This window comes from Nocardioides lacusdianchii, assembly GCF_020102855.1.
In the GTDB taxonomy this organism is placed as follows: Bacteria; Actinomycetota; Actinomycetes; order Propionibacteriales; family Nocardioidaceae; genus Nocardioides; species Nocardioides lacusdianchii.
Genome location: NZ_JADHZD010000009.1, coordinates 71,761 through 89,606 on the forward strand (window position 1 = coordinate 71,761; position 17,846 = coordinate 89,606).

At 70.4% G+C, this 17,846-nt stretch carries 17 protein-coding genes; 8 read left to right on the top strand and 9 right to left on the bottom strand.

What is annotated here, in order from left to right; all coding sequences use genetic code 11:
- Positions 1-2: 2 nt before the first annotated feature.
- From IRX98_RS14070 to pknB, 4 genes are read left to right on the top strand one after another with little or no spacing between them, the layout of a single operon-like run.
- Complete coding sequence (locus IRX98_RS14070; RefSeq protein WP_224277764.1) at positions 3-1,406, top strand: FtsW/RodA/SpoVE family cell cycle protein; 1,404 nt, start codon at positions 3-5, stop codon at positions 1,404-1,406.
- Positions 1,403-2,875 carry a peptidoglycan D,D-transpeptidase FtsI family protein gene (locus tag IRX98_RS14075; RefSeq protein ID WP_224277766.1) on the top strand — a complete coding sequence of 491 codons (1,473 nt, stop codon included), beginning with the start codon at positions 1,403-1,405 and terminating at the stop codon, positions 2,873-2,875. The genes IRX98_RS14070 and IRX98_RS14075 overlap by 4 nt, the downstream gene beginning before the upstream one ends.
- Positions 2,872-4,341: a serine/threonine protein kinase gene (locus IRX98_RS14080; protein WP_224277768.1), complete on the top strand. Its 1,470-nt coding sequence runs from the start codon at positions 2,872-2,874 to the stop codon at positions 4,339-4,341. The genes IRX98_RS14075 and IRX98_RS14080 overlap by 4 nt, the downstream gene beginning before the upstream one ends.
- Positions 4,338-6,164: a Stk1 family PASTA domain-containing Ser/Thr kinase gene (gene pknB, locus IRX98_RS14085; protein ID WP_224277770.1), complete on the top strand. Its 1,827-nt coding sequence runs from the start codon at positions 4,338-4,340 to the stop codon at positions 6,162-6,164. The genes IRX98_RS14080 and pknB overlap by 4 nt, the downstream gene beginning before the upstream one ends.
- A gap of 12 nt (positions 6,165-6,176) precedes the next feature.
- On the opposite strand, the gene IRX98_RS14090 is transcribed toward pknB, so the two are convergent.
- Positions 6,177-6,929 (bottom strand): DUF881 domain-containing protein, encoded by a 753-nt coding sequence (locus IRX98_RS14090; protein ID WP_224277772.1) that lies wholly within the window; start codon positions 6,927-6,929, stop codon positions 6,177-6,179.
- Between the two features lie 95 nt (positions 6,930-7,024).
- On the opposite strand from IRX98_RS14090, the gene IRX98_RS23525 reads away from it, so the two are divergent.
- The gene (locus IRX98_RS23525; RefSeq protein ID WP_372456090.1) at positions 7,025-7,477 is read left to right on the top strand and encodes a cell division protein CrgA; all 453 of its coding nucleotides are present in this window, start codon (positions 7,025-7,027) and stop codon (positions 7,475-7,477) included.
- A gap of 303 nt (positions 7,478-7,780) precedes the next feature.
- Here the strand turns inward: IRX98_RS23525 and IRX98_RS14100 are convergent, their stop codons facing one another.
- Both IRX98_RS14100 and IRX98_RS14105 read right to left on the bottom strand, forming a co-directional pair.
- Positions 7,781-8,740, bottom strand: a complete 960-nt coding sequence (locus tag IRX98_RS14100) for a rhomboid family intramembrane serine protease (RefSeq protein WP_224277774.1) — start codon at positions 8,738-8,740, stop codon at positions 7,781-7,783.
- A gap of 24 nt (positions 8,741-8,764) precedes the next feature.
- Positions 8,765-9,277, bottom strand: a complete 513-nt coding sequence (locus IRX98_RS14105) for a peptidylprolyl isomerase (RefSeq protein ID WP_224277776.1) — start codon at positions 9,275-9,277, stop codon at positions 8,765-8,767.
- A gap of 149 nt (positions 9,278-9,426) precedes the next feature.
- Between IRX98_RS14105 and IRX98_RS14110 the strand changes: the two genes are divergently transcribed.
- Positions 9,427-10,212: a hypothetical protein gene (locus IRX98_RS14110; protein ID WP_224277778.1), complete on the top strand. Its 786-nt coding sequence runs from the start codon at positions 9,427-9,429 to the stop codon at positions 10,210-10,212.
- Positions 10,213-10,306: 94 nt separating this feature from the next.
- Here IRX98_RS14110 and IRX98_RS14115 read toward each other — a convergent pair whose 3' ends face one another.
- From IRX98_RS14115 to leuE, 5 genes are read right to left on the bottom strand one after another with little or no spacing between them, the layout of a single operon-like run.
- Positions 10,307-11,326, bottom strand: coding sequence for a lysophospholipid acyltransferase family protein (locus tag IRX98_RS14115; protein ID WP_224277780.1), 1,020 nt, complete (start codon positions 11,324-11,326; stop codon positions 10,307-10,309).
- Positions 11,323-12,168 (bottom strand): patatin-like phospholipase family protein, encoded by an 846-nt coding sequence (locus IRX98_RS14120; protein WP_224277781.1) that lies wholly within the window; start codon positions 12,166-12,168, stop codon positions 11,323-11,325. The genes IRX98_RS14115 and IRX98_RS14120 overlap by 4 nt, the downstream gene beginning before the upstream one ends.
- A gap of 16 nt (positions 12,169-12,184) precedes the next feature.
- Positions 12,185-12,565 carry a DUF3817 domain-containing protein gene (locus tag IRX98_RS14125; RefSeq protein ID WP_224277783.1) on the bottom strand — a complete coding sequence of 127 codons (381 nt, stop codon included), beginning with the start codon at positions 12,563-12,565 and terminating at the stop codon, positions 12,185-12,187.
- A 23-nt stretch (positions 12,566-12,588) separates the two neighbouring features.
- On the bottom strand, positions 12,589-13,314 hold the full coding sequence (locus IRX98_RS14130) for an SURF1 family protein (protein WP_224277785.1): 726 nt from the start codon (positions 13,312-13,314) through the stop codon (positions 12,589-12,591).
- A gap of 55 nt (positions 13,315-13,369) precedes the next feature.
- Positions 13,370-14,041: a leucine efflux protein LeuE gene (gene leuE, locus IRX98_RS14135; RefSeq protein ID WP_224277787.1), complete on the bottom strand. Its 672-nt coding sequence runs from the start codon at positions 14,039-14,041 to the stop codon at positions 13,370-13,372.
- Between the two features lie 300 nt (positions 14,042-14,341).
- Here leuE and IRX98_RS14140 point away from each other — a divergent pair, with 300 nt between their 5' ends.
- Together IRX98_RS14140 and IRX98_RS14145 are read left to right on the top strand one after the other, a co-directional pair.
- On the top strand, positions 14,342-15,523 hold the full coding sequence (locus IRX98_RS14140; RefSeq protein WP_224277789.1) for a tyrosine-type recombinase/integrase: 1,182 nt from the start codon (positions 14,342-14,344) through the stop codon (positions 15,521-15,523).
- Entirely contained in the window at positions 15,493-17,172 is a 1,680-nt protein-coding gene (locus IRX98_RS14145) for an RNA-binding domain-containing protein (protein WP_224277790.1), read from the top strand. Before IRX98_RS14140 ends, IRX98_RS14145 begins: the two co-directional genes overlap by 31 nt.
- Positions 17,173-17,313: 141 nt before the next feature.
- On the opposite strand, the gene IRX98_RS14150 is transcribed toward IRX98_RS14145, so the two are convergent.
- Positions 17,314-17,844, bottom strand: a complete 531-nt coding sequence (locus IRX98_RS14150) for a macro domain-containing protein (RefSeq protein ID WP_224277791.1) — start codon at positions 17,842-17,844, stop codon at positions 17,314-17,316.
- Between the last annotated feature and the right edge of the window lie 2 nt (positions 17,845-17,846).

Genomic DNA, 17,846 nt, shown 5'->3' on the forward strand with positions numbered 1-17,846 from the left:
CGATGAGTCAGACCGGGACCCTGATGGGCTTCGTGCACCGGCGCCGCCGGGGCGCGGAGCTGTTCCTGCTCGTCCTCGCCCTCGCGGTCGGCATCGGCGCCTACGCCGCGGTCGGCCTGGGCCTCGAGGGCCAGGTGCCGGCCGACATCGTCGGATACGGCGGATGGCTCACCGCGCTGATCGTCGCCGCCCACGTGACCGTGCGCATCGTCGCGCCGTACGCCGACCCGGTGCTGCTGCCGCTGGTGGCCGCGCTCAACGGGTTCGGTCTGGCCATCCTCCGCCGCCTCGACATCACCTACGAGGCGCTCGGCGACCCGCACACCTTCGCCCGCCAGCAGCTGGTGTGGATGACGGTCGGAGTCGTGCTGTTCATCGTCACGCTGGTGCTGATGCGCGACCACCGCGTCCTCCAGCGCTTCACTTACACCGCCGGCCTGGCCGGCATCGTGCTGCTGATCCTGCCGTTCCTCCCGCTGATCGGCCGCGAGATCAACGGTGCCCGCATCTGGATCAACGTCGCCGGCTTCAGCTTCCAGCCCGGCGAGGTGGCGAAGGTGATGCTGGTGATCGCCTTCTCCGGCTACCTCGTCCTGCACCGCGACGCCCTCGCGCTCGCCGGGCGGCGCGTGGTCTTCGTCGACCTCCCGCGCGGGCGCGACCTGGGCCCGATCATGGCGATGTTCGGGATCTCGATGATGATACTGGTGCTCCAGAACGACCTCGGCTCCTCGCTGCTGTTCTTCGGCCTCTTCCTGGCCATGCTCTACGTCGCCACCGAGCGGCCCGGCTGGCTGGTCGTGGGGGCGGCACTCTTCGGGGCCGGCGCGCTGGCGGCGTACACGTTCGTCGACAACGTGCAGAACCGCTTCAACTTCTGGCTGCACCCGCTCGACTACTACGACGACTCGCCCGGCAGCTTCCAGCTCGTCGAGGCGCTCTTCGGACAGGGCTGGGGCGGGCTGATCGGCCGCGGGTTCGGCGACGGCTTCCCCGAGCGCGTGCCGTTCGCCTACTCCGACTTCATCATCTCCACGATCGGCGAGGAGCTCGGGCTGACCGCCGTCATGGCGATCGTGCTCTGCTACGGCCTGATCGTCGAGCGCGCCCTGCGCATCGCGCTGATCTCCCGTGACGGGTTCGGCAAGCTGATGGCGGTCGGGCTCGGCGCGATCTTCGCCCTCCAGGTCTTCGTCGTCATCGGTGGCGTCACGGGCCTCATCCCGCTGACCGGCCTCACCACCCCGTTCCTGTCCTACGGAGGCTCCTCGCTGGTCGCCAACTGGGTGGTCATCGCCCTCCTGCTGCGCATCTCCGACCAGGCCCGGCGCCCGGCGCCGCGACTGGACCCGGTCGACGACTCGGCCGCCGACAGCGAGCACACCCAGGTGGTGAAGCTGCGGTGAACAAGCCCATCCGCGTCGTCGCGGTCTTCTGCCTCGTCCTCTTCATGGCGCTGCTGGTCAACTCGACCTACCTGATGTACGTCCGCGCCGGCGACCTGGCCGAGGACCCGCGCAACCGCCGCATCCTCACCGCCACCTACTCCCGCGAGCGCGGGGCGATCCTGGTCGGCGACGAGGCGATCGCGCGCAGCGTGCCGTCCAACGACAAGTACCGCTTCCAGCGCACCTACTCCGAGCCCTTCAAGTACGCCCATGTGACCGGCTACTTCTCCTACTTCAGCTCCACCGGTGTCGAGCGCTCGCAGAACTCCGTCCTGTCCGGCGACGACTCGCGGCTGTTCGTCACGCGCCTCGTCGACATGCTCAGCAACGGCGACCCCAAGGGCGGCAACGTCCAGCTCACCCTCGACGCGGCCGCGCAGGACGCCGCATGGAACGGCCTCGAGGCGCTCCCCGGCGACGCCGAGGGGGCGGTCGTGGCCCTCGAGCCGACGACCGGTCGGGTCCTGGCGATGGCATCGACCCCGAGCTACGACCCCAACGTCCTGGCCTCCCACGACTTCGGCGCGGTGAGCGAGGCGAGCGAACGCCTCAACGAAGACCCGCGCGAGCCGCTGGTCAACCGTGCCATCTCCACCACCCTGCCGCCGGGCTCGACCTTCAAGCTCGTCACCGCGGCGGCCGCGATCGAGTCAGGTGACTACGACGCCGACTCGATGGTGCCGGGCGGCTTCCGCTACCAGCTGCCCCAGTCCTCGACCACGATCGGCAACTGGGACGGCGGCAACTGCGGCGGCCGCCGGATCACGATGACCCAGGCCCTGCAGGTCTCCTGCAACGTCTCCTTCCTCAGCCTGGCCAACGAGCTCGGCACCGAGGCGATGGCTGACCAGGCCGAGGCCTTCGGCTTCAACTCCACCTCGTTGGAGGACCTCCCCGGGCAGGCGCCGTCGCTCTACCCGCGCGACATGGACGCACCGCAGACCGCGATGTCGGGCATCGGCCAGTCCAGCGTCACCGCCACTCCCCTGCAGATGGCGATGGTGGCCGCCGCGATCGCCAACGACGGCGACGTGATGCGTCCCTACGTCGTCGAGGAGGTGCGCGCGCCCAACCTGTCGGTCCTCGACCGCACCGACCCCGAGACCATCAGCAAGGCCATCTCGAGCAGCACCGCCGACGAGCTCACCGAGATGATGGTGGCCACGGTCGACTCCGGGACCGCCTCCCCGGCGCAGATCCCGGGCATCGACGTCGCCGGCAAGACCGGCACCGCGGAGTCCACCGCAGACCGGCCGCCCTACGCCTGGTTCGTCGCCTTCGCGCCGGCGGACGATCCCCAGGTCGCGGTCGCGGTGCTCGTGCAGTCCAGCGACACCTCTCCCGACGAGATCGGCGGCGGTGCCCTCGGCGGGCCGATCGCGAAGGCGGTCATGGAGGCGGTCATGGAGGCGGTGATCAACCGGTGACGACCCTGGCCCCGGGCGGCCACGTCGACGACGCCCGCCGCTACGTCCTGGAGTCCCGCATCGCCACCGGGGGCATGGGCGAGGTCTGGTCGGCACGCGACACCGTGCTCGACCGCGCCGTCGCAGTGAAGGTGCTCAAGACCGAGTACGCCGACGACGCGCTCTTCCGCACCCGCTTCGAGACCGAGGCCCGCCACGCGGCAGCCCTCCAGCACCCCGGCATCGCGTCGGTGTTCGACTACGGCGAGAGCTCCCTCGACGACGGCTCGGGAACCCCTCGTCCCTACCTCGTGATGGAGCTCGTCGAGGGCCAGCCACTGTCGGCGCTGCTGCGCCCCGACGCACCGCTCGACCCCGCAGCCGCGCAGGACCTGCTCGCGCAGGCCGCCGACGCGCTCGGCGTGGCCCACGCCGCCGGCATCGTGCACCGCGACGTCAAGCCCGCCAACCTGCTCGTCACGCCCGACCGGCGGGTCAAGGTCACCGACTTCGGCATCGCGCGTGCCGCGGAGGGCATGGCGCTGACGAAGACCGGCGAGGTGATGGGCACGCCCGCCTACATCTCCCCCGAGCAGGCCGAGGGCGGCACCGCGAGCGCCGCCTCCGACGTCTACTCGCTCGGCGTCGTCGCCTTCGAGTGCCTCGCCGGGCGCAAGCCCTTCGTCGCCGACAGTGCCGTGGCCACCGCGATCGCCCATCTGCGCGACCCGGTGCCCGACCTGCCCGCCTCCGTGCCGGGCGACCTCGCTGCCGTCGTACGCCGTGCACTGTCCAAGGCACCCGGGGACCGCTACTCCGACGGCGCCGAGCTCGCCCGCGCCCTGCGTGAGCCCGCCGGGGCCGCGACCGTGGTCGCACCGGCCGTGGTGCCGCCGGCCGGCTCCTCGACGCAGGTGATGCCGACCGTGGCGCCGGCCGCGCCGGCCGCTGCCGCCCCTGTTCCCGCGCCCGCGCCCGACCGACGTCGTACGCCGGCGCCGTGGCCGCTGCTGCTCGGCATCGCTGCCGTGCTCGCGGCCGTACTGCTGGCGGTGTGGCTCGGCACCCGCGACGACACCGACTCCACCTCCGGCGAGACCGACACTCCCTCGCAGACGCCCGAGCCGTCGCAGACGCCGACCGGGACACCCACCGAGACTCCGACCGAGACCCCGACCGAGACCCCGACCGAGACGCCCACAGAGACCCCGAGCGAGACGGAGTCGCCGGAGCCTGCGACCGTCGAGGTCGACCCGGCGGCCTACGTCGGGCGCGACCGCAAGGACGTGGAGAAGGAGCTGCGCGACCTCGGCCTCGAGCCCACGCCGGTGGAGCTGGAGAACCCCGGCGACCAGCCCGAGGGCATCGTGGCCTCGGTGGAGCCGAGCGGCACCCTCCAGGAGGGCGACACGGTGGCGGTGAGCTACTGGGCCAAGGTGCCGCCGGGCCAGGAGAAGCAGGACGACGGAGAGGGCGACGAGGGATGACGCAGCCGGAGCCGACGCTGATCGGTGGCCGCTACGAGCTCGGCGAGCTGCTCGGCCGCGGCGGCATGGCCGAGGTCCGCAAGGGCAAGGACCAGCGCCTGGGCCGCACGGTCGCGGTCAAGAGGCTGCGCACCGACCTGGCCAGCGACGCCACCTTCCAGGCGCGCTTCCGGCGCGAGGCCCAGTCCTCGGCGTCCCTGAACCACCCGGCGATCGTCTCGACCTACGACACCGGCGAGGAGATGGCGACCGACGGCTCCGGCGTCGCCCAGCCCTACATCGTCATGGAGTGCGTCGAGGGACGCACCCTGCGCGACATCCTGCGCGAGGGTCGCAAGATCCTGCCCGAACGGGCGCTCGAGATCACCGCCGGCGTGCTGGCTGCGCTCGACTACAGCCACCGTGCGGGGATCATCCACCGCGACATCAAGCCCGGCAACGTGATGCTCACGCCGTCCGGCGACGTCAAGGTGATGGACTTCGGCATCGCCCGCGCGATCTCCGACGCCGCCTCCACGATGACCCAGACCGCGGCCGTGGTGGGCACCGCGCAGTACCTCTCCCCCGAGCAGGCCCGCGGCGAGACCGTCGACTCGCGCTCGGACGTCTACTCCACCGGCTGCATGCTCTACGAGCTCCTCACCGGCCGTCCGCCGTTCGTCGGCGACAGCCCGGTTGCCGTGGCCTACCAGCACGTCCGCGAGCCGGCCTCCCCGCCGTCGGACCTCGACGACCAGCTCGACCCCGAGATCGACGCCATCGTGATGAAGTCGCTGGCCAAGCGGGTCGAGGACCGCTACCAGAGCGCCGCGGCGATGAAGGCCGACATCGAGCGCTACCTGTCCGGCCACCCGATCCAAGCGCCCGCGGTCCTCCCGACCGCGGCCGACACGCAGTACGTCCCCGCGGCACCGCCAGCCGACGCGACCACCACCATGACCGCCGCACCACCGCCCCGTCAGGGCCAGGAGCAGCAGTCGTCCGGCGGGCGTACGGCGTGGTGGGTGCTGGGCGGTCTCCTCCTCGTGCTCCTCCTCGGGTTCGGCGCCTACCTGCTCAACGGGGTGCTCTTCGAGGAGGCGCCCGAGCGCGACCCCGTCCCCAACCTCGTCGGGCTGACCGAGGACGAGGCGCGCCTCGCGATCGCCGACGCCGGGTTCCGGGTCGGCCGCGTCACCCGGGAGACCTCCGACACCGTCGAGGCCGACCGGGTCATCGAGCAGCGTCCCAACCGCGACGCCTTCGTCGACCCCGGCAGCTCGGTCGACTTCGTGCTGTCCCTGGGCCAGCCCGAGGTCGAGGTGCCCAGCGTGGTCGGGAACCTCCGCGCCGACGCACGTGCCCAGCTGATCGCGCTGGGCCTGCGCGTCCGGTTCCAGGCGGAGGACTCCGACGAGGACCGCAACGAGGTCCTGCGCACCGAGCCTGCCGCCGGCACCTCGGTGGCGGAGAACACCACCATCACCGTCGTGTTCTCAGACGGCCCCGAGAAGGTACCGGACGTCCGCGGCCTGCAGGAGCGCGAGGCCGAGCGGACGATCCGTGAGGCCGGCTTCGTCGCCGACGTGCGCACCGACCCGGCTTCCACCGAGCCGCAGGGCACGGTCGTGGACCAGATCCCCGTCGGCGGCACGCTCGACCAGGGCAGCACCGTGACGATCTTCGTCTCCGCCTTCGAGGAACCGACCGAGACGCCCACCGAGACGCCCACCGAGACACCGACCGAGACGCCGGTGCCCACGGAGACGCCCGTCCCGACGGAGACGCCGGTGCCCACCGAGACGCCGCCCACCAGCCCGACCCCCCGCGCCTCGCGCGACTGATCGCAGCGGCGCTCAGCCGTCGAGGGGCGTCGCGTAGGTGAGGTCGAGCAGTCCGGCGTACGCCGGCGCGGTGACCGACTCGAGCTGGCTCATGTCCCACGAGACGCCGCCACCCGGGATCGCGGTGTAGTCGCGGTAGGTCGCCAGGATCGGGTCGGTGGTGAGCTCGGCCTCGAGCCGGGCGGTGTCGCCGATGCCGACGATGACGTAGGGCGGGGAGTAGGGCAGGCCGTGCAGGGTCACCTGGTTGCCCTCGCACTTGATGCCGGTGGTGGAGATGAGTCGCTGGCCCTGGATGGTGACGGCCTCCGCGCCGGCGTTCCACATGGCGTTGGCGACGGCCTGGATGTCCTGCTGGTGCACCACCAGGTCGTTGGGGTCGCCCTCGTAGGCGAACCGAGCCTCCGGCGAGGCGTCGTCGAGCACGACCTGGACGCCCGCGCCGGTCTTCTCGGTCAGCCCGGCGGGGTCGACGAGCGTCGCGATCTCGTCCTGCACCCGTCCCACCGACCGGTCTCCCAGCTGCGTGCTCAGCGCCTCGACCTCGGCGTTGAGGGTCGCGACCCGCTCGGTCAGGTCGCCGGTCTCGTCCCGCTCGGCGCGCACCACGGACGCGAGGTCGGTGAGGCGGCCACCGCGCAGGTCGAGGCCGTCGCTCTGCTCCGCGCTCACCGCGAACAGCACGCCGCTCAGCAGCACCATGACCGGCGTCGCCACCCGCCAGAGGCGGTGGCGTGCGGGGCGCACGTGTGACTGGGGCGACATGCCGACTACGCTAACCCCCCGTCGGGTGCTACGCAGCCTCGGCGAGGCGTCGACGTACGCCGACGAACCGCATCAGCCAAGCCACAGGAGCAGCAGTGTCGAAGTCCACGACGGTCACCACCGGGGAGAAGAGCTCGCTCGTCACCCCCAGGTTCCTGATCAGTCTCCTCCTGGTCGTCGCCGGCATCGGCTGGATCGTCTACTACTACGTCGGCCCCCGCGGCAACCCGCTCGCCTTCCCGCCCGTCGAGGGCTCGCCGAAGGCGATCGCCGACCTCGGGAGGTGGAACTACGCCATCGGCTTCGGCCTGCTCATGCTCGGCCTCATCGTGTCCGCGCACCCCTCGACCCCGCTCGGCCGCGGCCGCGGCGTCGTGGTCGGCATGCTGGGCTGCTTCCTGGTCGGACTGATCTGGATCTGCACCTTCTACGTCTTCTCCGACGACCTCTCCAGCCTGTGGGTCATGAACGACCTCGGGCAGTGGAACCTGGTCGTCGGCATCGCCTTCATGGCGGTCGGCTTCAGCTTCGCGACCAAGTGGGAGTAGGTTCTCCCTCGGCCCCGTAGAACGGGCCCCGCGCCTCGAGCGGTGAGTGAGGCGCCTTCCTGGGGAAGGGAAGGCGTCTCTCTCACCGCTTGAGTCGATTTCGGGGGATTTGCACACAGCAAGCGCCCCTCGCACACCTGTGCGGATTTCCACACTGTGGAGAACCCCTGTGGAGAATTACACGCCTGTAGTTATCCACACCTGTGTGCACACCTGTGGAACAACAGCGGACGCAGCACGGCCCCCGCTCCACGTCGTACGACGCGGGGCGGGGGCCGATGTCACGGAGCCGGCGGGCGGACCTCAGGTGAGCGCGAGGCCGCGTGCCACGGCGACGGCCAGCAGCACGACGGCCAGCAGGCCCAGGCCCGTCCACTGCACGACGGCACGCCGCGCCCTGGGGGCGTAGGCGACCACGGCCGCGGCCGCCGCGCCGGCGACGAAGCCACCGAGGTGGCCCTGCCAGGAGATGCCGCCGACGACCAGGCCGTAGACGCTGATCGCGACTCCGAGACCGAGGTTCTGCAGGAGCGCGCGGGTGTCCAGCCGCGCCTTGCGGGCCACCACGAGCAGCGCGCCGAGGAGGCCGAAGAGGGCGCCGGACGCCCCGACGGTCGAGCCCGACGGACTGCTGAGCAGCATCACGGCCGCGGAGCCGCCGAGCGCGCTGACGAGGTAGACGGCCAGGAAGCGGGTGCGGCCGATGATGCCCTCGAGGGCGGGGCCGAAGAGCAGGAGAGCGAACATGTTCATCGCGACGTGCCAGATCTCGACGTGGGCGAAGGCGCTGGTCAGCAGCTGCCACCAGGCGCCGTCGGCCACGCCCGCACGCCAGATCCCGTCGCTGCCGGGGACCAGGTTGCAGGCGGCCTCGCTCGGCAGGCCGGGGTAGTACTGGTTGGGCGCCGACCGCGACCCACAGCTGCCGGTCGGGGAGAGCGCCAGCAGGTCGGCGACCCGCGAGAGGCGACCGCCGGTGGCGGTGATCGCGAGCCAGACGACGGCATTGATGCCGATCAGGACGTACGTCGTCAGGCGGGGGTCGGCGCTGCGCTCGCCGCCGTACATCGCGCGGTTCTGGCGCGAGTTCTTGTTCGCCTCCTTGACGCAGTCGGGGCACTGGAAGCCCACGGCGGCGTCGCGCATGCAGTCGGGGCAGATCGGCTTGTCACAGCGCTGGCAGCGGATCCAGGTCTCGCGACCGGAGTGCCGGTAGCAGGTGGGCACCCCGGTCGCGGCCGGGTCCTCGGACGGTTGGGTCATGAGGAGGAAGGGATCAGGTCCGCGTCAGCGCTCGACGGTGACCGACTCGATCACCACGGCGTCCGTGGGACGGTCCATGGCGCCGGTCGGGGCGCTGCCGATCGCGTCGACCACGTCGCGGCTGGCCTGGTCGGCCACCTCGCCGAAGATGGTGTGCTTGCGGTTGAGCCACGGGGTGGCGCCCAGGGTGATGAAGAACTGCGAGCCGTTGGTGCCGGGACCGGCGTTGGCCATCGCGAGGAGGTAGGGCTTGTCGAAGACGAGCTCGGGGTGGATCTCGTCCTTGAACGTGTAGCCCGGGCCGCCGGTGCCGGTGCCGAGCGGGCAGCCGCCCTGGATCATGAAGCCCTCGATGACGCGGTGGAAGCCGAGGCCGTCGTAGTACTTCTCGCCGCTGCGGCCGGCGTCGTCGCGGTAGTCCTTCGTGCCCTCCGCGAGGCCGACGAAGTTCTCGACGGTCTCGGGGGCGTGGTTCGGGAAGAGGTCGATGACGATGTCGCCCTTGTTGGTCTTCAGGGTCGCCTTCAGGTCGGCCATGGGGTGTGCCTCTCAGCTGTCTGTGGGGTGGGCCTCGCAGGCCCGCGTGCGCCTCGATCCTGCCACGCACCGCCACCCACCCGGACGGGGCTGGTCGCCTCAGGGTGGGCATGGTGAGATGGAGCCACAACTGACAGAGGAGGTCACGCATGCCTTTCCGCCGCAAGAAGTCCCTCATGGACCGGGCACACGACTACGTCGAGCAGGTCTCGGAGACCGTTCTGCCCCACCTGGAGTCCGCGTGGGAGCAGGCCGTGGACAAGGCCGGGCCCGTCATCACCGACGCGCGCGAGAAGACCCAGCCGCTCATCGCCGAGGGCCGGGCCCTCGCCGCCGAGAAGGCGTCCGTGGGCGCCGCGCTCGCGAGCGAGAAGGCCGCCGAGGCCCGTGAGAAGGCCGCACCGCTCCTGGCCGAGGCCAGGGCAACCGCCAGCGAGAAGGCGTCCGTGGGCGCCGCCCTCGCCGCCGAGCGCGCCGCAGCCAGCCGCGACATCGCGGCCGCGAAGGTCAACGAGCTGCGCGGCATCGAGCCCGAGCCCAGCGGGGGCCGGCTCAAGAAGTTCCTCCTGCTGGGCGGCCTGCTGGCCCTGGGCGGCGTGGTCTTCAGCAAGGTCCGCGCCAAGCAGGACGCCGAGGCCAACTGGCAGTCGAGCTACGTCCCCCCGGCCCCGCCGGCGGCACCCTCGACCCCCCAAGCACCCGCCGCGGCACCGGTCACGCCGGCCACCACGTCCGGTGACCCGCTGACCGACCCGCTGACCGACGAGGTCACCGCGGACGACGTGGTCACCGCCGAGCCCCCGGCCGCCGAGGACGTCGGTGGCGGAGCGCCCGGCGAGGCGATCAGCGACTCGGTCGAGGAGGCCCACGAGGCCACCACGCCCGACGCGCCCGCCGAGGTCATCGACATCGACGACGTGCCGCAGAAGAAGTAGCACCACCGCTTCGGGCGGTGCGTGAGGAGGGTTTCCCGGCTCGGGAGCACCCCTCACGCACCGCCCGTTCGCATGTCCGGGGTCGACACGCCGCTCAGGTCGCGTCCGGCGGCCGGTTGGCCTCGATCCACTCGTCGATCTGCTCCCACCAGCCGTAGAGCCACTCGATCCGCTCGTCGCGGTCCTCGGGGATCTCCTCGCGCGAGACCTGCCACCACCGCATGGTGATCTGCTTGTCCATCGGCAGCTCGCGCCACAGGTCGCTCACCGTCACCAGGTGGTCGAGCCCGGTGTGGGCGACCATCAGCACGTCGGCGTCCGGTGCTGCCTCCAGCGCCGCGAGCACGCCGCCCGGGCGCGGCGCCAGCACGTGGGTCATCTCCTCCGCGCGCACCGCCATCCGCTCGAGCCCCAGCTTGCGCAGCCGGGCGATCCCGCGGTCACGCCGCTCCGGGGTGAAGTTCCCGCCCTCGGGGAAGATCACGAAGGCGTCGTTGTCGTCCAGACCCGTGGCCAGCGCCGCGATCTGCGACTCCAGGTCCTCACCCGCGACCGGGTTCGGCGAGATGAAGCGGGCCGGGATGCGGTTGAGGATCACGTCGATCGCGGGGTCCCAGGCCAGGGTGTTCTTCAGGACCACCCGCGGCTCGCGGTGGTACCAGTGCAGCAGGGCGTACATCAGGATGAACGAGTCGCCCGGGCCCGCGTGCCGGCACATGACGAGCACCGGGCCGTCGGGGTGGCGGGTCGGGTGCGGGCCGTCGGTGCGGATCCGCAGCGCCAGCACGCGCCGGGCCTCGCGGAAGAACGCGATGAGCGTGCCCTGCACGAGGTCGTAGTGGATGCCGGCGAAGTAGGGCGAGCGGATCCGCCACCCGAAGCCGCTGGCGAGCCACAGCCCGAGCAGCACGACCAGTAGCAGCGTCTCGAAGCTCAGGTAGACCACGACGAGCCACAGCAGCCGCAGCGCGCGCCAGCGGCCCGGCAGCACCGGCGCCAGGGCGGCAGCGACGAGCAGCCAGGCCGGCAGCGTGACCCACAGCAGCACGGTGAGGGCGATGACCGTCGGCGCGACGACGAACCGGCGCAGCGCCCAGACCCCGGGGTGGCTCACGGCCCGGACCCCTCGACCGGCCCGAGGGCCTCGTCGAGGTAGTCGCGGGAGGCGGCGTACGTCGCCTCGATGCGCGCCTCGACGCCCCCGAAGTCACGGTGGGAGAGCAACGAGTCGTCGCGCGCCGAGGTGCCACCAGCAGGCAGGACGTGGGCCTCGACGCCCTCGGGGATGGTCGCCATGTCACGCATGAAGCGGTGGCGGCGGGCCACCTCGAAGCTGACCCGAGCGACGTCCCACGGCCGGGTGGGCGGCGCGAGCGGCCGGTCGATCCGGCCGACCTGGAGCACGAAGACCCGGGTCGCGCCGAGCTCGACGGCCCGGCCGACGGGGATGGAGTTCACCAGGCCCCCGTCGAGGAAGTGCTCGCCGTCGATCTCGGCAGGGGGCAGGAGACCGGGTACGGCGGCGCTGGCGAGGATCGCGGGCACGAGCGGGCCGCTGGTGAACCAGTGCTCCGCCGCGCGCTCGATGCTGGCGGCGCAGACCTCGAGGCGCACGGGCAGGTCCTCGAAGTGGGCGTCCCCGAGCTCTTCCTCGAGTCGACGCCGCAGCGGCGCGGAGGAGTAGATGTGGGTGCCGGTGGTGACGGCCCGGCGGACCGTGCGCAGCGGCCGGTCGCCGTAGACGTCGCGGGACCGCGCCGTGGAGGCCCACAGCTCGGTGAGCCGGTCCACGACCGCGAGCTCGGGCTGGCGGGCCACCAGCGCGCCGTTGAGGGCGCCGACGCTCGTGCCGACGACCAGTTCGGGCACGATCCCGCGCTCCAGCAGCGCGCGCAGCATGCCGACCTCGACGGCGCCGAGGACGCCACCACCGCCGAGCACGAACGCTGTCGTCACCCGGTGAGCCTAGTGCTCAGGCCAGCTCGGGGTGCTCCGCGCGCACCCGCTGCGTCGCGCGGCGCTCGGCCCAGAAGGACAGCAGCGGGATGGTGCCGCACGCCAGCGTGACCAGCGTGAAGGGCAGGTCCCACCCGGCGCGACGCGAGAGCGCGAAGGCGCTGAACAGGAAGATCATGTAGAGCCAGCCGTGCGCGACGCCGAGGTAGGTCGTGATGGCCTCGCCGAGGTTGTGGAGGTCGGAGCCGGTCGTCACCCAGGCGGGCGTGCTGTCGAAGACTCCCCACATCGGGGAGCCGTCGAAGTTGGCCAGCGGGACGCCGACCAGGCAGAGCACCACGAGGAGGACACCGACGATGGCGGCCATGACGCGGTAGGCGGTGAGGTTGCGGGACACGGCGCCAAGGTATCGGGTGCGGCCTACCCCGCCGACGGGGAGATCTCGGGAGCGGTCGCGTCCCGGCGCCAGCGCCACCAGATGAAGGCGGCGAAGCCCCCGAAGACCCACCACTCGACGGCGTAGAGCAGGTTGCGGATGCCGGTCGCGCGGCTCGGGGTGGGCAGTGCCTCCAGCTCGGCGGCCTCCAGGCCGTCGGCGGGCTCCTGCGCGATCAGGTAGGCGGAGTAGAGATCCACGTCCACCCGCTGGACGGCGTCCGCGACGCGGATCTCGGGGAACACCTCGTCATCGGGGTCGTCGTCGGTGACCAGGCTGCCGTCGGGGGCCTGGAGCCACCCGGTCAGCTCCGCCTCGCCCGCGACCCCCAGCAGGTCGGCCTCGGGCTCGGGCGCCCACCCGCGTACGACGAGCACGGCCGCGTCGCCGACCTGGAGCGGCTCGACGGCCCAGTAGCCCGACCGTCCGCCCTGCTCGCGGTCGGCGACCCAGAAACCGCCGTCCAGCCACTCGCCGGCGACCTCCACCGGGCGGCCCAGGTCGGGCGCGGGGAACGGATCGTCGTTGCCCATCACGTCGGTCAGCGGCACCGGCGTGATGCCGGTCAGGTCGCGGGCCTCGGCCTCCCGGCTGGCCTGCCAGGCGTCGTACTGCCACTTCCCGAGCAGCCCGGCGATGCCGACGAGCACGAGCGTGAGGACCACGGCGCCGAGGTCGGTCAGCAGGCCGGGCCGGCGGGAGGAGCTCACGGGCTCGATTGTCCCAGCCGTGCGGTGAGCGCTGTCCGGCGCCTGCGAGGTGAGGTCAGGTGGAGGCGAGCGCCAGCTTCACCGCGAAGCCGAGGAAGACCGCGCCCACGGCCGACGTCGCGCCGGCCGACAGCGCCGTACGCCGCCGGAACGCGTCGGCCAGCCGGGTGCCCGCGACGATGAGGACACTGAGGTACGCCGCGCTCGCGAGCGTGGCGAGGACCCCCAGCGCCAGGAACGAGATCGCCGGGTGGGCGTAGGCCGGGTCGACGAACTGCACGAAGAACGCGACGAAGAAGAGGATCGCCTTGGGGTTGAGCAGGCTGATCACCAGCGCCCGGCGGTAGGGCCGCTCACCCTTCACCTTCGGCACGAGCCCGGCCTCCTCGGTGGCGTCGGCGAGCTGCTCGGCGACCGTGCGCCGCGAGCGCCACGTGGCCCACGCCGCCCGCATCATGCCGATCGCGAGCCAGAGCAGGTAGGACGCGCCGACCCACTTGACCACGCTGAACGCCGTCTCGTTGGCCTGGAGCAGCGACGCCACCCCCGCGGCGGAGAGCGTCATCAGCACGGCGTCACCCGTCCACACGCCCGCCGCGGCGGCGTACCCGCTGCGCACCCCGCGCCGCGCGGCGACCGACAGCACGTAGAGCGAGTTCGGTCCGGGCAGCAGGATGATGAGGATCAGGCCGACGAGGTAGGTCGGGAGGTCGTTGATGCCCAGCACGGGACCAGTGTGGGACCGGCGGGTGGGCCGGCACGACCGATTTCGAGGGGTGGTCTGGTCAGGCTCGCGGGCCGACAGGACTGGTGGAGCCTAGGGGACTCGAACCCCTAACCCCCTGCTTGCAAACCGCCTTTGAGGACCGTCCGATCAGCGATTTGAGCGTGACTGTGCAGGTCAGAAGCGGACATCGTTGGACTGGTTCGGACTTTCCTTCCCCCTAATCACCCCACGATTGTGCTCCCAGAGCAGGGGGTTGGCTGTTACCGTCTTAGCAGGCGACGCACACGGGAGGTCTCGGTCATGGCACGACGACGAGGGTTCGGCGAGCTCGAGCGACGTACCGGGCCGACGGGGCCGTCCTACCGGGCGCGGTACGCGATGCCCGACGGCAGCCGCCACTCTCGCAACTTCCGGACCAAGATGGACGCCGAGGCCTGGCTCGCTCGCGAGCGGTCGCTGATCGACCGCGACGAGTGGACGCCGCCCAAGTCCCGCAAGGTCGCCGAGGCGCGCCGCGAGCGAGAGCAGGCGATAAGCACCGTCCAGAAATACGCCGAGCGGTACGTCGCCGAGCGAGGCTTGCGACCGACGACCGTGCGGGGCTACGAGGCGCTCCTGGCGACCCGGATCCTGCCGTACTTCGGTGCGATGCCGCTGCGCGACGTGACCCTGTCGGAGATCAAGACGTGGCGACGCTCGCTCGACCCGAAGACGGCGTCTTCCAACGCGGCGGCGTACCGGCTGCTGCGCTCGATCCTCCAAGCGGCCGAAGAGGAGGAGCTGATCGACCGGGCTCCGCCGAAGATCCGCGGCGCCAGCAGCGCTCCGGTGAAGCAGGAGGTGATCCCGGCGACCTTCGACGAGATCACGGCGATCGTCGACGAGATGCCCGAGCGGTTGAAACTGCTCATCGTGCTCGCCGCCTTCGTCGGACTACGGGAGGGCGAACTTCTGGAGCTGCGTCGGTCCGACGTCGACGGGGTCACCGGCCGCATCAACGTTGCGCGAAAGGTCGACAAGGACGCCAACCCCGCGGTCCGCGGCGCCTGCCCCGAGTGCGGTCGACACATCAGCACACCGAAGACCAGGAGTGGCATCCGGACTGTGCACGTTCCTCCGCCGTTTCTGCCGATGCTCCAAAGCCACCTGCTCGAGCACGCCGCTGAAGGTCCGAGGGGCTTGCTGTTCCCCGGGGACCGTACCGACCACATGAGCGCCCGCTACCTGATGGATCGCTACCGCCCGGCCCGAGAGAAGGCCGGTCGTCCGGACCTGACGATCCACCACCTACGCCACACCGCACTCACAATTGCCGGCCAGCACGGCGCGACCGGCGCCGAGCTCCAGGCCCGCGCCGGCCACGCCTCCCAGGCAGCCATGGCGATCTACCAGCACGCCACCCTCGACCGCGACAAGGCGCTGGCCGAGAAGATCGGCGACACTTACGCCAAGTGGGCGAGCAACCGATCGGAGCAAGCGTGACACCCGAAGAGCTGAGTGCCCTGCTCGATGACCTGATCGCCACTTGGGAGAACGAGGTTGCCGAGTTCAAGGCGGTCGGCGACAACTTCTCCACCTCCGACATTGGGAAGTACTTCTCGGCTCTGTCCAACGAGGCGAACCTTCGCGGAGTAGACCGTGCCTGGCTGGTCTTCGGCGTTGACAACACGACTCGTCGCGTGGTGGGGAGCGAGTATCGCCGCAACCGCGAGCGACTCCAGGGACTGAAGAACGACATCGCGAACAGCACGGAGCCACGGGCCTCGTTCCACGAGATCTATGAACTCGACCACGCCGACGGACGGGTGCTGCTGTTTGAGGTTCCTCCGGCTCCCCGCGGAATCCCGATCTCGTGGAACGGCCATTACTACGCACGTAATGGCGAGAGCCTCGGTCCTCTCGACCTGAACAAGCTCGATGAGATCAGACAGCAGGACGCGGGGGACGACTGGTCAGCCGCAGTCCTGCCGAAGGCCACCCTCGATCACCTCGACGGGGATGCGCTGACCGCGGCCCGCGGGGCGTTCGCAGCCCGGCATCCGAACCTTGCGCCCGAAGACATCGCCGCATGGAGCACTGAGACGTTCCTGGAACGGGCTAAGCTCACGATCGACGGCGGCGTCACTCGAGCGGCCGTTCTTCTCCTGGGTCGCGAGGAAGCAGCGCACTTGCTGTCGCCACTCCTGGCAGAGATCACATGGAAGCTGACCGGCCCGGAACAGGCCTACGAGCACCTCGGCCCCCCGTTCCTCCTGAACACAACTAAGGTCTATGACCGGATCCGCAACGTACAGGTTCGACTCCTGCAGCCTGGAACGCTCATCCAGACCGAGATCCAGAAGTACGACCGGCAGAGCGTTCTCGAGGGCATCCACAACTGCGTGGCACACGCCGACTACCGCACCGGTTCCCGCATCGTCGTCACCGAGCATCCGGACCGTCTCGTTCTGGAAAACGCCGGCTCCTTCTACGACGGCAAGCCGGAGGAGTACGTCACCGATACGCGGATGCCGAAGCGCTACCGCAATCCGCTTCTCGTCTACGCCATGACGGAACTCAACATGATCGACCGCATGGGCTTCGGCATCCAGCGGATCAACCTGTCGCAGGTCAAGCGCTTCCTTCCGTTGCCGGACTACGATCTTGACGACGCAAGCGCTGTGAAGCTCACGATCTACGGCGCGGTCATCGACGCGAACTACACCGAGCAGCTGATGGAGCGGAGCGATCTCCCACTCGAGGACGTGCTCGCGCTGGACCGGGTCCAGAAGAAGTTTCCCATCAGCAGCGACGCAGCGGCGCGACTGAAGCGCGCCCACCTCGTCGAGGGCCGTCGTCCCCACCTGCACGTGTCATCCGTCGTCGCAGCAGCGGCTGACACGAAGGCGGACTACATCCGGACGCGCGCACAGGACGACGCCCATTACGCCAAGTTGGTCACCGACTACCTGACGAAGTTCGGCGAGGCGTCGCGGCAGGACATTACCCACCTGCTGTGGGACAAGTTGAGTGACGCGCTCAATGAGAAGCAGAAGCGGAACAAGGTGATGAACCTGCTCACGAAGATGCGAAAGAGCGGGCAGATCCACAACGTCGGCACTCGTACCAAGCCGCGTTGGAAGCTTACTTAGACCTGCCTCGCGTGTAGCCACTTATGCATGGACGTAAGCACCCGTCCGAGTGTTTGCGCAGGTCAGAGGCCGGTTTTGCTTACTTACAGCCGCCGGCGTCCTTGCAGGATTTAAGCAAACAGGGCCCCTCGGACAGCAACGTCACTCGGAGAAGAGGTCCAACTGCGCTTCCTCGGCCACCTTAGGCTCGTCGACCTCCTCGCCGTCGGGGACCCACACTTCGATCTCGATCGGCAGCTCTCCTAGGTGGTGCTGAATCAGTGGCCACACGTCGCTCCACCGAAGCCCGCCGTTGCCACAGCCAAGCGGTGGCAACGCCAAGCTCTTGATATCCCACTCTTGGTACCTATCGGCAAGGATCTGGAGGCCCCTCTCGACCCACTCGATCTGCGACGGATTGCGCCAGTGGTTCTTGGTCGGGAAGTTCAGGATCAGCTCGAGCTCAGGCTTGTCGCGCTTAGCGTCGGCTGGGAAGACGTAGGGGACGCCTGGCCGCACCTCGTTCCTGTCGCACCGTCGGACGTAGTCGTCGAAGTTCGCCTTGTGTGCCTGCTTGAACTTCAGTGCGACGCCCTTGCCCATGACGCCGACGCAGTTCACCGTGTTGGTGATCGTCTGCATCCGCGACTTCAGGAGCGTGTCGCGTCCGATGTGGCGGCGCGTGATCGGCATCC

What these genes read in the sequence shown, in the direction of transcription:
- IRX98_RS14070 (WP_224277764.1), top strand. Translation starts at nt 3, where the DNA reads ATGAGTCAGACCGGGACCCTGATGGGCTTCGTGCACCGGCGCCGCCGG.
- pknB (WP_224277770.1), top strand. Translation starts at nt 4,338, where the DNA reads ATGACGCAGCCGGAGCCGACGCTGATCGGTGGCCGCTACGAGCTCGGC.
- IRX98_RS14090 (WP_224277772.1), bottom strand. Translation starts at nt 6,929, where the DNA reads ATGTCGCCCCAGTCACACGTGCGCCCCGCACGCCACCGCCTCTGGCGG.
- IRX98_RS14100 (WP_224277774.1), bottom strand. Translation starts at nt 8,740, where the DNA reads ATGACCCAACCGTCCGAGGACCCGGCCGCGACCGGGGTGCCCACCTGC.
- IRX98_RS14105 (WP_224277776.1), bottom strand. Translation starts at nt 9,277, where the DNA reads ATGGCCGACCTGAAGGCGACCCTGAAGACCAACAAGGGCGACATCGTC.
- IRX98_RS14110 (WP_224277778.1), top strand. Translation starts at nt 9,427, where the DNA reads ATGCCTTTCCGCCGCAAGAAGTCCCTCATGGACCGGGCACACGACTAC.
- IRX98_RS14140 (WP_224277789.1), top strand. Translation starts at nt 14,342, where the DNA reads ATGGCACGACGACGAGGGTTCGGCGAGCTCGAGCGACGTACCGGGCCG.
- IRX98_RS14150 (WP_224277791.1), bottom strand. Translation starts at nt 17,844, where the DNA reads ATGCCGATCACGCGCCGCCACATCGGACGCGACACGCTCCTGAAGTCG.